The 14998-nt window shown below is 63.4% G+C and carries 13 protein-coding genes and 1 tRNA gene; 12 read left to right on the forward strand and 2 right to left on the reverse strand.

The annotated features are described in order from the left end of the window. Positions 1-52 precede the first annotated feature (52 nt). From betI to ACRTG1_RS17270, 6 genes are all read left to right on the forward strand, one after another. Positions 53-655: a transcriptional regulator BetI gene (gene betI / locus ACRTG1_RS17245; protein ID WP_206545888.1), complete on the forward strand. Its 603-nt coding sequence runs from the start codon at positions 53-55 to the stop codon at positions 653-655. After that, positions 648-2300, forward strand: coding sequence for a choline dehydrogenase (gene betA / locus ACRTG1_RS17250; RefSeq protein ID WP_206545887.1), 1653 nt, complete (start codon positions 648-650; stop codon positions 2298-2300). The genes betI and betA overlap by 8 nt, the downstream gene beginning before the upstream one ends. 114 nt (positions 2301-2414) lie before the next feature. Continuing rightward, positions 2415-3878, forward strand: coding sequence for a betaine-aldehyde dehydrogenase (betB, locus tag ACRTG1_RS17255; protein ID WP_432516714.1), 1464 nt, complete (start codon positions 2415-2417; stop codon positions 3876-3878). Between the two features lie 58 nt (positions 3879-3936). Next, positions 3937-4013: transfer RNA gene (locus ACRTG1_RS17260), tRNA-Pro, on the forward strand. 359 nt (positions 4014-4372) lie between these two features. Next, positions 4373-4582, forward strand: coding sequence for a cold-shock protein (locus ACRTG1_RS17265; protein WP_206545885.1), 210 nt, complete (start codon positions 4373-4375; stop codon positions 4580-4582). A 49-nt stretch (positions 4583-4631) separates the two neighbouring features. Continuing rightward, a complete protein-coding gene (locus ACRTG1_RS17270) occupies positions 4632-4769 on the forward strand; it encodes a hypothetical protein (RefSeq protein ID WP_432516715.1) in 138 nt (45 codons plus the stop codon). 51 nt (positions 4770-4820) lie between these two features. Here the strand turns inward: ACRTG1_RS17270 and ACRTG1_RS17275 are convergent, their stop codons facing one another. After that, positions 4821-5081, reverse strand: a complete 261-nt coding sequence (locus tag ACRTG1_RS17275) for a hypothetical protein (protein ID WP_297562910.1) — start codon at positions 5079-5081, stop codon at positions 4821-4823. 241 nt (positions 5082-5322) lie between these two features. On the opposite strand from ACRTG1_RS17275, the gene ACRTG1_RS17280 reads away from it, so the two are divergent. Beyond that, positions 5323-5868 carry a hypothetical protein gene (locus ACRTG1_RS17280; RefSeq protein ID WP_206545882.1) on the forward strand — a complete coding sequence of 182 codons (546 nt, stop codon included), beginning with the start codon at positions 5323-5325 and terminating at the stop codon, positions 5866-5868. A 66-nt stretch (positions 5869-5934) separates the two neighbouring features. Here ACRTG1_RS17280 and ACRTG1_RS17285 read toward each other — a convergent pair whose 3' ends face one another. Then, complete coding sequence (locus ACRTG1_RS17285; protein ID WP_206545881.1) at positions 5935-6693, reverse strand: GGDEF domain-containing protein; 759 nt, start codon at positions 6691-6693, stop codon at positions 5935-5937. A gap of 246 nt (positions 6694-6939) precedes the next feature. On the opposite strand from ACRTG1_RS17285, the gene ACRTG1_RS17290 reads away from it, so the two are divergent. The 5 genes from ACRTG1_RS17290 to ACRTG1_RS17310 all read left to right on the forward strand — a co-directional run bounded on the left by ACRTG1_RS17290 (position 6940) and on the right by ACRTG1_RS17310 (position 14936). Next, the gene (locus tag ACRTG1_RS17290; RefSeq protein WP_113154568.1) at positions 6940-8028 is read left to right on the forward strand and encodes a GGDEF domain-containing protein; all 1089 of its coding nucleotides are present in this window, start codon (positions 6940-6942) and stop codon (positions 8026-8028) included. 334 nt (positions 8029-8362) lie between these two features. Beyond that, positions 8363-9247: an endonuclease III domain-containing protein gene (locus ACRTG1_RS17295; RefSeq protein ID WP_432516716.1), complete on the forward strand. Its 885-nt coding sequence runs from the start codon at positions 8363-8365 to the stop codon at positions 9245-9247. 19 nt (positions 9248-9266) lie between these two features. Then, entirely contained in the window at positions 9267-10136 is an 870-nt protein-coding gene (locus ACRTG1_RS17300; RefSeq protein WP_432516717.1) for an ImuA family protein, read from the forward strand. A 13-nt stretch (positions 10137-10149) separates the two neighbouring features. Then, entirely contained in the window at positions 10150-11613 is a 1464-nt protein-coding gene (locus tag ACRTG1_RS17305; protein WP_432516718.1) for a Y-family DNA polymerase, read from the forward strand. After that, complete coding sequence (locus tag ACRTG1_RS17310; protein WP_432516719.1) at positions 11610-14936, forward strand: error-prone DNA polymerase; 3327 nt, start codon at positions 11610-11612, stop codon at positions 14934-14936. Before ACRTG1_RS17305 ends, ACRTG1_RS17310 begins: the two co-directional genes overlap by 4 nt. Positions 14937-14998 lie beyond the last annotated feature (62 nt).

Below are 14998 nucleotides of genomic sequence, written 5' to 3' on the forward strand. Positions count from 1 at the left end.
GATCCTCCGAATTTTTCTTGATTGACTCATCAATCAATAATAAACGAGAGCCATGCCCAAGATCGGAATGGAACCCATCCGCCGCCGCGCGCTCATTGATGCGGCCATCAGCGCCATTGGCGAGCGCGGCGCGCTGAACGTCACCATGTCGGACATTGCCGGTCGCGCCGGCGTGTCGACCGCGCTGGCGCATCACTATTTCGGCGGCAAGGACGACCTCCTTTTCGCCACGATGCGCCACATCCTCACCCAGCTCGGCAATGAGATCCGCCCGGCCATCGCTCCGCTTTCCGGGCCTGAGCGGGTGCGCGCGATCATCGCGGTCAACCTCTCGCCGGAGCAGTTCCGCCCCGAGATCATCGCCGCCTGGCTTGCCTTTTATGTGGAGGCGCGGCGCGATGCAGCGCTTGGCCGCCTCTTCCGCATCTACGTGCATCGCCTTCACAGCGACCTTCTGAGCGGCCTCGCCGGTCTTCCCCGCCCTGCCGCCATACGCACCGCGCGCGGCATCGCCGCCCTTATCGACGGTCTTTATCTGCGCCGCGCGCTCGGCGAAGGCGTCGAGGATTCCCGGACCGCCATCTTCCTCGTCGAAGACTATCTCGACATGGCGCTTGCCCGTCACACGCCTCACGGGGGCCCGTTCCATGGCTGAAGCCGATTTCGTCATCATTGGGTCCGGCTCCGCCGGCGCCGCGCTTGCCTACCGCCTGTCGGAAGACGGCAGGCATTCGGTCATCGTCATCGAATATGGCGGCAGCGATATCGGCCCCTTCATCCAGATGCCCGCCGCCCTCTCCTTCCCCATGAACATGGCGCGCTATGACTGGGGTTTTCAGAGCGAACCGGAGCCTCATCTGGGCGGGCGCGTTCTGGCCACGCCGCGCGGCAAGGTGATCGGCGGCTCCTCCTCCATCAACGGCATGGTCTATGTCCGCGGCCACGCGCGCGACTTCGACCACTGGGCCGAACAGGGCGCGGCCGGCTGGGCCTATGCGGATGTGCTGCCCTACTTCAAGCGCATGGAGACGATGGAGGATGGCGAAGCCGGCTGGCGCGGAACCGACGGCCCGCTTCATGTACGCAAGGGCCCGCGCGACAATCCGCTCTTTTCCGCCTTCGTTGAAGCGGGCCGACAGGCCGGCTTCGAGACCACGCCGGACTATAACGGCTCCAAACAGGAAGGCTTCGGCGCACTCCAGCAGACGATCCACAGGGGCCGGCGCTGGTCCACGGCCAACGCTTACCTCCGGCCCGCGCTGAAGAGAAAGAACGTGAGTCTCGTCAATGGCTTCGCGCGCCGCGTTGTCATGGAGAATCAACGCGCCACCGGCGTCGAGATCGAAGCTCACGGAAAGATTCAGGTCGTTAAAGCAAGACGTGAAGTCATTATCGCAGCATCAGCGATCAATTCACCAAAGCTGCTGATGCTTTCGGGCATCGGCCCCGCCGCACATCTGCAGGAGCGCGGCATTGATGTCGTAGCCGACCGGCCCGGCGTTGGCGGCAATCTGCAGGACCATCTGGAACTCTACATCCAGCAGGAATCACTTCAGCCGATCACGCTCTATTCAAAGCTCAATCTCCTTTCCAAAGGGTTGATCGGCGCTGAATGGCTGTTCTTTAAATCGGGTCTGGGCACATCGAATCATTTCGAGGCTGGCGCATTCGTCCGCTCCGCAGCCGGCGTCGAGTATCCGGATATCCAGTATCACTTCCTGCCCGTCGCCATCCGCTATGATGGCAAGGCGGCGGCGAAGGGACACGGCTTTCAGGCGCATGTCGGACCGATGCGCTCCAGATCGCGCGGCGCGATCCGCCTCAGATCGGGCGACGCCTGGGACAAGCCGGAGATCCGCTTCAACTACATGTCGCACCCGCAGGACTGGAGCGACTTCCGCCACTGCATCCGCCTCACCCGCGAGATCTTCTCGCAGGACGCCTTCACCCCCTATCGCGGGCGAGAGATCGCGCCGGGCGACAGCGTCCAGTCCGACGATGAACTCGACGCCTTCATCCGCGATCATGCCGAAAGCGCCTATCATCCCTGCGGCACCTGCCGTATGGGTGCGGCAAGCGACGCGATGAGCGTTGTCGACGGGGAATGCCGCGTGATCGGGGTCGAAGGTCTGCGGGTCGCAGATTCGTCGATATTCCCCCGTATCACCAACGGCAATCTCAACGGGCCATCGATCATGGTGGGCGAGAAAGCCGCCGATCATATTCTTGGCCGGACACCGCTCAGCCCGTCCAATCAGGAACCCTGGATCAACCCGCGCTGGCGGGAGACCGACCGATAGGGCAATTTCAGGAAAAGCGGAAACCGGTTTTCCGCCCGGAATTGGGAAAAACAAAAAGTTTCAGCGCTTTCGCAACTCAACGAAAAGCGAAGGCGCTCCAAAGCTGGAGACATTATGCGCGCGCAGCCAAAAGCATCGCACTACATCAACGGCCACTATGTGGAAGATGAACAGGGCGCCGTCATCGATGTCGTTTATCCGGCAACGGGCGAGACCATCGCACGCGTTCATTCCGCGACCCCGAACATCGTGGAGCTTGCCGTCGAGGCCGCACGCGCGGCCCAGCCGGCCTGGGCGAAGCTGAAACCCGTTGAGCGCGGACGCATTCTGCGCCGCGCAGCCGACCTTCTTCTTAAGCACAATGAAGAACTGGCCGCGCTGGAAACCCTGAACACCGGCAAGGCGCTTCAGGAAACGCTGGTCGCCGACGCCCCTTCCGCCGCCGAGGCTCTGGAGTTTCTGGGCGGCGCGGTTGCCGCCTTCAACGGCGAACAGGTCGAGCTTGGCGGCGCGTTCGGCTACACGCGACATGAACCGCTCGGCGTATGCGTCGGCATTGGCGCGTGGAACTATCCGATCCAGATCGCCGGCTGGAAATCCGCCCCCGCACTCGCCATGGGCAACGCCATGGTGTTCAAACCCTCCGAGGTGACCCCGCTTTCCGCGCTGAAGCTCGCCGAGATTTACACCGAGGCGGGGCTTCCGGACGGTCTCTTTAACGTGGTGCAGGGACTGGGCGATGTCGGCGCAGCGCTTGTCGCCCATCCCGGGGTCGCCAAGGTGTCGCTCACCGGCTCGGTCGAGACCGGCAAGAAGGTGCAGTCGCTCGCCGGCAGTCACATGAAGCCCGCCACGATGGAGCTCGGCGGCAAGTCGCCGCTGATCGTGTTCGATGACGCAGATCTGGAAAACGCCATTGGCGGCGCCATGCTCGGCAATTTTTATTCGACTGGCCAGATCTGCTCCAACGGCACCCGTGTTTTTGTGCAGAAGGGCATTTACGAGCGCTTCCTGTCACGCCTGACGGAGCGCACCAGTGCGATTCGCCTGGGCGACCCGCTCGACCCCGAAACCCATCTCGGGCCACTCATCAGCAGGGCGCAGCATGACAAGGTGCTGCGCTATATCGAGATCGGCCGCGAGGACGGCGCAACGCTGCATCATGGCGGCAGCGCTCCCGGACTGCAGGGACTGGAAGACGGTTACTATGTGGAGCCCACGATCTTCACCGATGTGACCGACGGAATGCGAATCGCGCGTGAGGAAATCTTCGGGCCGGTGATGAGCATTCTCACCTTCGAGGACGAAGACGAGGTGATCGAGCGCGCCAATGACACGCCATTCGGCCTTGCAGCCGGCGTCTTCACGCAGAACCTCGCCCGCGCCCATCGCGTCATCAACGCGTTGAAAGCCGGCACCTGCTGGATCAACACCTACAATCTGACACCCGTGGAACTGCCCTTTGGCGGTGTGAAGCAGTCCGGCTTCGGCCGGGAGAACGCCATGGCCGCGCTCGCCGCCTATTCACAGGCCAAATCGGTCTATGTGGAGACCGGCGATGTAGAAAGTCTGTATTGAATGTCGGTTTGATCTTGCGCAGTTCAAATCCGGCGGCTATAAGCCCGCCGTCTGGTCACGGAGTGTAGCGCAGCCTGGTAGCGCACCTCGTTCGGGACGAGGGGGTCGCAGGTTCGAATCCTGCCACTCCGACCAGTTTTCAAAAATCGACATTTTGCCCAAGGGTTGAGCCAGTCCTCCCCTTCAAGCTGTGTCGACTCCCCCTCTCTGCCACCCGTTCTCACGCAGATTGCTCTCGCACTTCCAGCGCGTCGGCAGGGATTTTGAGCATTCCCGAAAGTCGGAAATGCGCATGTGTGATCAGGGGGTGAACTATCTTTCAATCAGACCTTGTTTCAAACACAATCCACATCCATATGTGGAGCATCGAACTTGCTGTTGAACTTTGTTCCGCGCTGCAAAGCGCCCCTACGATCTTCCCTCAAATTCGAACTACCCGGTGCTTGGCAATCGTCAGGCATCGATTCCCTATGACGATTTGAAAGGAAAATCGCATGATTACTGGAACCGTAAAATTCTTCGACACCACCCGCGGCTTTGGCTTCATCGCACCCGATGACGGCGCGAACGACGTGTTCGTTCACATCTCTGCCGTCGAGCGCGCTGGCATGCAGTCCATCGTTGAAGGTCAGAAGCTCAGCTTCGAGATCGTTCAGGACCGCCGGTCGGGCAAAAGCGCTGCGGACAACCTGCAGGCTGCATAAGCTTCGTCTCCGCCACGTGACCACGGATGTACTGGCACGGGGCGTTGAGATGATCGAGAAGGTCGGGCTAGCGCCCGGCCTTTTTTGTTTTCTGACAGAGATCATGCGCGATAGCGCGCCGCGCCAGCCTCACCCAGTGCTTCTGCATCAATCGGCATTAAAGCTGAAACAGAAGCGCCTCGCCTGAAACACGGGCAGGCCGACCATGACGGAAAAGCGATCTTCGAGGGAAAATCGCCTACTCGGCCTTTTGCCATATGGGCATGCCGAGAGCGATTGCCGTGCAGGCATAGCCGATATGGGCCGGCGCGCCTTCGCGCCGATAGCGCGCGATCGTCGCCCTGCCCACCTGCAGCACTCTTGCTGCATGCCGTTCGCTGAAACCGAGATGCTTCAGCCAGGCATCGAAATCCGTTGCGCCCATCGCGGCAGGCCGCGCGCCCCGTCCGCGCGCGGGGTGCTCGTCTTCTTTCTCCGCCCTGAATGCGACGACGTTCAACCCGTCCCTCCGTCTGAATGACAAATGCCGCAGCGCGTCCCCTGATGTGCGACGGCTAGCAATACACAATGCCTGGTTGAATTATGCAACCTGTAAATTCCAATCAATTGGGGAAACCTCGCACAGCCGCTTCACCACAATCGGCTGAGGGCCGCTACGTCGGGTGAATTTCTTAACACCGCGTTAAGAGCACGCGCCTAGGGTCTGCGCCATCATCAAACGAAACCACCCGGAGACGGCAATGCGCGGATTACTGATTTCGGCTTCCATCGCCACGTCCCTCTTGTTTGCAACGGTTTCCCCCGGCCAGGCCGAGGGTACGCTGCTGACGGTCAGCGGCGAGATCGACAACACCAATCGTGAGGCGTTTGACCCGTTCTTTGACGGGTTTCTGAAGTTCCACGACAAGACGTTCGACAAGGCGCACAGCTTCGACTGGGAGACGCTTGCCGCCCTTCCGCAGAAGACGATCAAGGTGAATGCCGACACGGAAGACTGGCCGCGCCCGCTCACCATGGAAGGCCCGCTTCTGAAAGACGTTCTTGCCACGGCCGGTGCGACAGGCGACAGCGCGACACTCTATGCGCTCGATGGTTTCGGCTTCGAAATGGATGCCGACAAGATGGCCGCCCATGAATGGGTCCTCGCCATGAAGGTCGACGGAAAGCCACTCGGGATCGGCGGTCTCGGGCCGCTCTGGCTGGTCTACGACACCGGTGGCGCCAAGGCGCCGGAAGAAGAAGAACGCGGCTGGGTCTGGTCGGTTTTCCACATCGAAGTCGAATAGACGACACGCAGACGGCGCCCTTCGGCGCCGTTTTTCATTCCAAGAACCGCGTGCCCGGCGCCGCCCTCAGGCGACGACCTCATGCGGCGCGCGATACATCACCTGATCGCGCCCGCCCCGCTTGGCCCTGTACAGAAGGAAATCGGCCTCGCGGACAACTTCATCCAGCGATTGCTCCGGGCGATGCATGGCAACGCCTATGCTCACCGTGGTGGAAAGCTCTTCGGGGTGCGCCGCGCACCCCACGAGACGGCAGCTCAGGGCGATGCGCTCCGAAACCGTACGCGCAAGCGGCAGGTCCGCGCCCGGCATGAACACGGCGAACTCCTCGCCGCCAATGCGCGCGCAGATATCATCCACGCGCACGCTCTGGCGAATTGCCTCCGCCACCAGCACAAGCACCCGGTCCCCCTCGGCATGGCCAAACCGGTCGTTGATCAGCTTGAAGTGATCCACATCGATGAAGAGAACGACACCTGCCGAGGCGTCGGCTTCTCCGATAAACGCGCCCGCCTGCTGCATGAAATTGCGTCGATTGCACAGCTCGGTCAGGTAATCAGTCGTTGCAGCCTTATCCAGCTCCGTTGCCAGTTTCGCGACCGTCGCCGTCTTGCTCAGAAAAACATAGGAGATCGGGTAGGCCACAAGAACGGTGATGACGGCCGTGAGAATCAGGTCGAGCATCAGCCGGTCGGAAAAGAATATGGAGTAAAGAATGAGCGTCAGCGCGTCAGCACCCACGGCAGCGCCCAGAGTGACGATGCATGCCTGTTGCCAGATGCGCAACGCGTAAAACCGCTCGAACACCGCCTGCAAACGTCCCATCCCCTCGCCCTTTTGCCGGCATATAATATTTCAGCGGTGTAAACATGCCGTTACCCTGCGGCAACCGGACGGACAAACCTCCACGAAAATGCGCGAACAAGTTGAAGAACCGGGCTTTGCACTGGAACTTCTTGTGTTTACGCTGCCTTGTCATACATACTGAGTATCAGGCGAAGTAATGGCGGGCTGCATTTTCGCACGCAAATCGTTGTTTCTTTTGGTGAGGCGTCTGCGGAGATTGACCTGATGGACATGGCTGCCCTGGCATCCGAGTTCCTGCAAGGCTTGGGAATTGCGGTCATCGCCGCGCTTCTTTACGAGCGCGCGGCCCGGCTTGCGCTGACATCCTTACAGCGCAGCCTTCTCGTCTCCGCGCTTTTCTCCGTGGGCTCCATCGGGCCTGCCCTCTTCACCGCACACGCCTCCTCCGGCCTGTCTTTCGACATCGGCAATGTGTTTGTCGTTCTCGCCATGACCTATGGCGGCTGGATTACGCTTGCCATCACCTCGGCTGTCGCGATCCTCGGTCGCATCTGGCTTGGCGGCGCAGGCGTGGCGAGTGGCATTGTCGCCGTCCTGATCTGCAGCCTGGTGAGCCTGGCTTTCGCGCAGATGGTGAAAGGCCGGCGCGTTTCCATGGTCGCGCTCGCCGGCGTCGGCCTTCTGACATCGGTCTCCCTGATTTCGGTTTTCCTCATGCCGTGGGAAACCGCCATGCGCACCTTGGGCGAAGTCGCACCGGTTGCTATTGTGGCCAATGTGATTGCCGCCATCGTGATCGGCCGCATTCTTGAATTGCAGCGCTCGCATTTCGGACCACGACGCTTGAAGGAGGCACCGATGGGGACCACGGATACGGCAACCGGGCTTTTGAACCGGCGTGTCTTCGACAAGCTGGGACCGGAACTCGCCGCCGCCATGAACTGGGCCGGGCAACCCTACTCCATGGCGCTCATCGACATCGACGAATTCGATCAGGTGCTTGAGGAACACGGCCACGCTGCCGGCGAACAGGCCCTGCGCCACGTCGCGTCCGTCGTCCAGTCAGCCGTTCGCCAGACGGACATGGTTGCCAGCTTCGGCGGGCAGGCCATTGCGCTTGTGCTGCCGGCCTATGACGCCGAACGCGCCTTCGGCCTTGCCGAACGCATCCAGACCGCCGTTTCCGATACGCCCTTCAATCTCGACGGGATCGAGATCCCGCTTACCGTGAGCGTCGGCCTGCACACGCCGCTGCCGCGCAAGGAGAGCTTCTGGATCGCGCTTGGTCAGGCCGACACTGCCCTCAACCGCGCAAAATCCACAGGCCGCAACCGTCTGGAAGTCGCTATTTGATGAAGGCCCTGCCCGTTTCGTGGGCAGGCTGCTCTGACGCGCATCATGGCCGGTGCGAGAACGAAACGCGCCCGCTTGGACGGATAACGGCAACACACTGAAAAATCAGAATAAAGCCCAGGCGAACTGCGACTGGCACGCTTGATGCTTTCAGTATGGCAGGGTCCAGAGGGGACACTGCTGAAAGCGTCGTCAGAACGCTGGAGCGGGCCGTCAGACAGCGCGCGTCTGCCGTGGGACCGGCTGTCTGGCGGCCTTTCGTTTTCCTCAGCTGTTCTCAGCCCGATGGTAGAGAACGATTGATTTGTTCTCTTTTTGTTCTTATCATGCGGGGATGCAATACACCCTGCCCCTTGCGCCCTTCGACCGGATTGCAAGCCTCCATCAGCGCTTGCTGGCTGTCTTCGGACCGCCCTCGGATTTCGTGCGTCTCGACCCGATAAGCCAGATGATTCTGGCGATGCTCAGCGGCAGAACGCGCAATGAGACGGCGCTCGGGGTTTTCGCCGCTCTGGTCGAGCATTTCGAAGTGGCGCGGCACAGAGGCTCCTGGCAGCGTCTGGCCGAAGCATCCTCCCACGAACTCGACCCGCTTCTTGAAGGCGTCACCCACCCCGAGCGCAAGGCCGAGGCCCTGCCCCGCGTCCTGCAGGAAATCGCCAGCCTGCGCGGCGCGCTCGATCTCGGCTTCCTGCATGGCTGGCCGGTGGAGAACGCCCTTGCCTGGCTGGAACGGCTTTACGGCGTCGGCCCCAAGACAAGCACCGCCACCCTCAACATGAGCACCCTGCGCAGGCGCGTTCTTGTCGTCGACACGGCGCACTGGCGCGCAGCGCGCTGCCTCGGCCTCGTGCCCGAGCAGGCGTCGCCCGAGCGTTCGGTCCGTCTTCTTAACCGACAGCTCCCCAATGGCTGGGAGGCTTCCGACACTGAAGAACATCACATCCTCATGCAGGATCTCGGGCGGACGTTTTGCGCCCGCAGCAGCAAAGTTTCCTGCCCTTTCACAAATGTCTGCGCTGGCAGTGCCACGCCTCAGCGCACACGCCTTCTGGAAGAATGGCTGCGCGATGCGCCGCCCGCGCACGCCCTGCCGGGCGCAGGCGTGAAGACGAGTCAAATCAGTCCCTTGAAGGAAGATGCTGCGAATTTGAATCAGGGCGCTTCCGGCGCGCCGCCACCGGTGCAGACCGTGTCGGCATCCGCCGCGTCCTGTTAGTGCGTTCCGGAGTTGCGTCATGAAACACAGGTTCGAGATAGAGGCCTTACGCCGCCGCATCGCCCCTCAGGAAAGGCTGACGCCCAACGCCCGCCCCGCGCTTGGGCTGGGCGCAGAGGCGCTGGACGCCGCCCTTCCCGCCCACGGCCTCAAGACCGGCGCGCTGCATGAAATCCTCCCGGCCACCCATGGCGATTTCGCCGCCGGCGCGGGCTTCGGCATCTGTTTTCTGGCGCGTCTTCTCCGCCAGCGCCCCGGCCCCATTCTCTGGGCTGTGCCCGCGCATCTGGCAAACGGCGAAGGCGCGCTCTACCCGCCCGGTCTGGCAGCCCTCGGGCTTGACCCGAACCGGCTGATCAGGATCGAGGTGCGCAAGCCCATCGACATTCTATGGGCGCTGGAGGAAGGGCTTTCCCATGCGCCGCTCGCCGCCGTCGCGGGCATCCTGCCCGACAGCGCCCGCGCCTACGATTTCGCCGCCAGCCGCCGCCTTGCCCTGCGCGCCGCGCGCCACGGCGTCACCGCGCTCATCCTGCGCGGGCGGCAGGCCTCAGCGGAGGGCACGGCTGCCGAAACCCGCTGGTCCGTCGCATCGCTTCCCGCAGCGCCCGCCTCGCCCAGCCAATCCTCAGGCCAATCATCGAGCCAATCCTCATATTCGGGTGCGCCGCGCTGGCGGCTTGCGCTTCTCAAATCAAGGCAAGGGATGTCCCGCCGTTTCTCAAGCGGCTGGGATGTCGAGTGGGATCATGACACGCTTTCTTTCCGTCTTCCTGCCCCGCTGGCCGATAGAACGCCGGCAGGAGCGACCACAGGGGCAACACCATGGCCACATGACGCCGGGCGCGCCAGCTCCAAATTGCCCCCCGAATGGGCAGAAGCCTCATGAGGATGCGGCGCTGGTGCTCGTCACCACCACGGACAATGGCCAGCGCATCACCGCGCTCAATCAGGCAGCCGGGGCGCTGGGCTTTTCACCCGGCATGGCGCTGGCCGATGCGCGCGCCATCCACCCCGCCCTGCAGGTCGCCCATGCCGATCTTCAGGGCGATGAGCGCGCCCTCATAAGGCTGGCGCTCTGGTGCCAGTGTTTCTCGCCCCTGACGCGCCCCGACTTTCCCGACGGGGTGAGCCTCGACATTGCCGGCTGTGCGCATCTCTTCGGCGGCGAGAGCGCCCTCATGGAGATGCTGGTGTCAAAGCTTGGCCGTTTCGGCCTCACCGCACGGCTGGCGCTGGCGCCCACCATCGGTGGCGCCTGGGCGCTTGCCCGCCACGCGCCCGATGATCGCCTTGCCGTCACCCGCTCGGCCCTTGCCGGGCACATGGCGCCGCTGCCCGTCTGCGCCCTGCGGCTGGAGGAAGGCACGGTCAAGGCGCTTGAAAAGCTCGGCCTCAAACGCGTTGGCGATCTCATCGGCAAGCCGCGCGCGCCGCTGGCGTCGCGCTTTGGCCCGCTCGCGCTGCGCCGGCTGGACGAGGCGCTTGGCCATGAGGAGGAAAGCTTTCGCCCCCTCAATCCGCCCCATCTGCATGCCGCGCAATGCCGTTTCGCCGAGCCCATCGTCACGCAGGAAGCAATCGGGATCGCCATCGGCCGCCTCACGCGCGACCTCTGCGCGCTCCTTGAAAAGGCCGGCAAGGGCGCGCGGCGCGTGGAGCTGCGGCTGTTCCGCGTCGATGGCTGGTTCGAGGCCCTGCCGCTCGCCACCAGCACCCCCACGCGCGATGCAGCACATCTCGCCCGCCTTCTCAGCGAGCGGCTCGACCGCATAGAGGATCGCGCCGGCTTCGGCTTTGAGGCGGCCAGCCTCACCGCCTTTTCCGTGGAAACGCTTGCCATGCGGCAGGAGGATCTGGGCGACGACGCCATGACCACGCGCGATGGCGACATCGCCCTGCTGCTTGACCGGCTGGTCAACCGGTTCGGCGCGCGCAATGTCACCCGCGCCGAACCCCATGCGAGCTTCCTGCCCGAGCGCGCCGCCCGCGCCGTCTCCGTGCTCAAACCCGCGCAAAGCCACGACTGGCAGGCCCATGCCCGCTGCATTCAGGATGGCGCGGCCTTTGCCCGCCCCCTCTTCCTCTTTGCCGTGCCGGAGCCCGTCACCACGCTTGCCGGCGTGCCCGATGGCCCGCCCACCCGTTTCGAATGGCGGCGCGTGGCCCACCTTGTGACGCGCGCCGAAGGGCCGGAACGCATTGCGCCTGAATGGTGGCGCGCGCCACTCGGGGCCAGCCGCAAGACACGCGACTATTTCCGCATCGAAGATGAAGCCGGCCGCCGCTTCTGGCTCTTCCGCGACGGGCTTTATGAGCGCGATGAAGAAACCCCGCGCTGGTTCATCCACGGGGTCTTCGCATGAGCGCGCAATCGTCAAACCCCATCCCTCTGACCACCGGTTTAAAGGCCGACACCGCCGGAACGCCCCCCAAAAAGCGCTCCGCGCCACCGGCCCCGCCCTTTGCAGAGCTCGGCGTCACCAGCAATTACAGCTTTCTGCGCGGCGGGTCTCATCCCCGCGAGCTGGTTGCCGAAGCCGCCCGGCTTGGCCATGCGGCCATCGGCATTGCCGACCGCAACACGATGGCTGGCGTCGTGCGCGCCCATGTGGAGGCGAAGGCGCAGAAGATCCGTCTTGTCGTCGGCGCGCGACTGGTCATGCTGGACGATTTCGAAACGCTCTGCTTCCCAACCGACAGGAATGCCTATGGCCGCCTGACGCAGCTTTTGACCGATGGCAACCGCCGCGCACCGAAAGGCGAGTGCCACCTCCATCTGGGCAATCTGGAACAGCTTGGCGCGGACCAGCGCTTCATCGCCATGCCGCCCTATGATTTCGGTTCTGATTTCGAGGAAAACCTGCGCCGCCTCGCAGCCCTCTTCCCCGGCGATGTGTTTCTGGCGCTCACGCCCCACCGGAGGGCCAATGACGGCGCGCGCCAAGAGCGCCTTGCCGCGCTTGCCACGGCCTGCGGCACCCCGCTCATCGCCACCAATGACGTGCTCTACCACACGCCGGCCCGCCGCCCCCTTCAGGATCTCCTCACCTGCATCCGCGCGCACTGCACCATCGACGAGGCCGGTTTCCGGCTGGAACGCAATGCCGAGCGGCACCTGAAAGCGCCTGCGGAGATGGCCCGCCTGCTGCGCGGCCACGAAGACGCCATCGCCCGTTCCGTGGCGCTCATGGATGAATGCCGTTTCTCGCTCGATGAACTGCGCTTCGACTATCCGAAGGAATCGAGCGGTGAGAGCGCCACCCCGCAGGAGGAGCTGGAACGCCTCACCTGGCTTGGCGCAAAAGTCCGTTTCGACGGCGTGGTTCCGCCAAAGGTCGCCGGCATGATTTCCCATGAGCTGAAGCTCATCGGCCAGCTTGGCTACGCCGCCTATTTTCTCACCGTGCACGACATTGTGAACTTCGCCCGCGCACAGACCCCGCCCATCCTGTGCCAGGGGCGCGGCTCGGCGGCCAATTCTGTCGTCTGTTTTTGCCTTGGCGTCACCTCGGTCAATCCCACCGAGATCGACCTTCTGTTCGAGCGCTTCATCTCCGCCGAGCGCGGCGAGCCGCCGGACATCGATGTCGATTTCGAGCATGAGCGGCGCGAAGAGGTGATGCAGTACATCTATGACAAATATGGCCGCCACCGCGCCGGGCTGGCCGCCACCGTCATTTCCTACCGCACGCGCAGCGCCGTGCGCGAGGCCGGCAAGGCCATGGGCCTGTCGCCCGATGTGGTCGCCGCCATGACCGGCCTTGTCTGGGGCCATTCCTCGCGCACACCCGCAGGCGATCAGGTGCGCGAAGCCGGTCTCGACCCCACCGATCCACGCCTGCGCCAGACCCTCGTTCTCGTCAGCCAGCTGATCGGCTTTCCCCGCCATCTCTCCCAGCATGTGGGCGGCTTCGTGCTCACCCATTCGCCCTTGAGCGAAATCGTGCCCATCGCCAACGCCGCCATGAAGGACCGCACCATGGTGGAATGGGACAAGGACGATCTCGACGCGCTCAACATCCTCAAGGTGGATGTGCTTTCGCTCGGCATGCTCACCTGCCTGCGCAAGGGGTTCGATCTGTTGCGCGATCACTATGGCGAAGAGCGCACGCTCGCCACCGTGCCCCGCGACGACCGCCCCACCTACGCCATGATCCAGCGCGCCGACACGGTTGGCGTCTTCCAGATCGAAAGCCGGGCGCAGATGTCCATGCTGCCGCGCCTGCGACCGGAAAATTTCTATGACCTCGTGATCGAGATCGCCATTGTCCGCCCCGGTCCCATTCAGGGCGACATGGTTCATCCCTATCTGCGCCGCCGCAACAGGGAAGAGAATGTCGATTATCCTTCCGAAGAATTGCGCGCCGTGCTCCAGAAGACCCTCGGCGTGCCGCTCTTTCAGGAACAGGCGATGAAGATCGCCATCGTCGCGGCCGGCTTCTCGCCGGAAAAGGCCGACCGGCTGCGCCGCGCCATGGCCTCCTTCCGCCGCACCGGCACAATCGACCAGTTCCGCGAAGACTTCATCAAGGGCATGCTCGCCAATGGCTATGAACCCGACTTTGCCGAGCGCTGTTTCAACCAGATGAAGGGATTCAGCGATTACGGTTTTCCCGAAAGCCATTCGGCCAGTTTCGCGCTGCTCGCCTATGCCTCCTCCTGGCTCAAATGCCACTATCCGGATGTCTTTGCCTGCGCACTTTTGAACTCCCAGCCCATGGGGTTTTACTCCGCCTCCTCCATCGTCCGGGATTTCCGCGATCATGGCGGCGAGACACGCCCCGTCGACATCAACCGCAGCGACTGGGACCACACGCTGGAACCGGCCTCGAGAAAGGGCGCGATCCGCCATGCGGTGCGGCTTGGCCTGCGCCAGGTGGATGGCATACGCGAGGCCGCAGCGCTGAAGATCATGGCCACGCGCGGCGCGGGCTTTGCCACCGTGCGCGACCTCTATTTCCGTTCCGGCATCGACATGTTCTCCCTTCGCCGGCTTGCCGAGGCGGACGCCTTCCGCTCACTCGGGCTCGACCGCCGCGCTGCCCTCTGGGAGGTGCGCGGCCTGAGCGGCTATCAGGGCGTGCGTGCGGCAGCCGAGGAACTGCCGCTCTTCGCCAGCACCAAAAGCACGGAAGAAACGCCCCTTCAGGCCGAAGAGAGCGTGGCGCTGCCGGAACTCCTTCCCGGCGAGCAGGTGGTGGAGGATTACGGCACGCTCAGCCTTTCTCTCAAGGCGCATCCCGTTTCCTTCCTGCGCCAGCAGCTCAAGGAACGCCGCATCGTGGAAACCCGCGCCCTCGCGGATATCCCGGCCGGGCGCTTCGTGCGCGTTTCGGGCCTCATTCTGGTGCGCCAGCGCCCCGGCACGGCAAGCGGCGTCATCTTCATGACGCTGGAGGATGAAACCGGCATTGCCAACGTCATCGTCTGGCCGCGCGTCTTCCAGCGCTTTCGCCGCATCGTGTTCGGCGCGCGTATGGTCACCATCGAGGGCATTCTGCAGAAAGAAAGCAATGTCATCCATGTGGTCGCCCGCCGTCTGCTCGACACGACGCCGGAGCTTCTGGCCGCCATGTCCGATCCGGGCGCGGACGCACAGGCGGCGGAAAAGCCCGCGACCGCGCAAAATCTCTGGCGTCACCCGCGCGATGTGCGTGTTCTGCCCAAGGGCCGCAACTTCCATTGATAAGGCCCCGCGCATCCTGCATTGCCAAGCCGCCCGCCGCCCGCTACTCCCGATGGGCAAAA

It is taken from the genome of Nitratireductor sp. PBL-C9, assembly GCF_050877045.1.
In the GTDB taxonomy this organism is placed as follows: Bacteria; Pseudomonadota; Alphaproteobacteria; order Rhizobiales; family Rhizobiaceae; genus Nitratireductor; species Nitratireductor aquimarinus.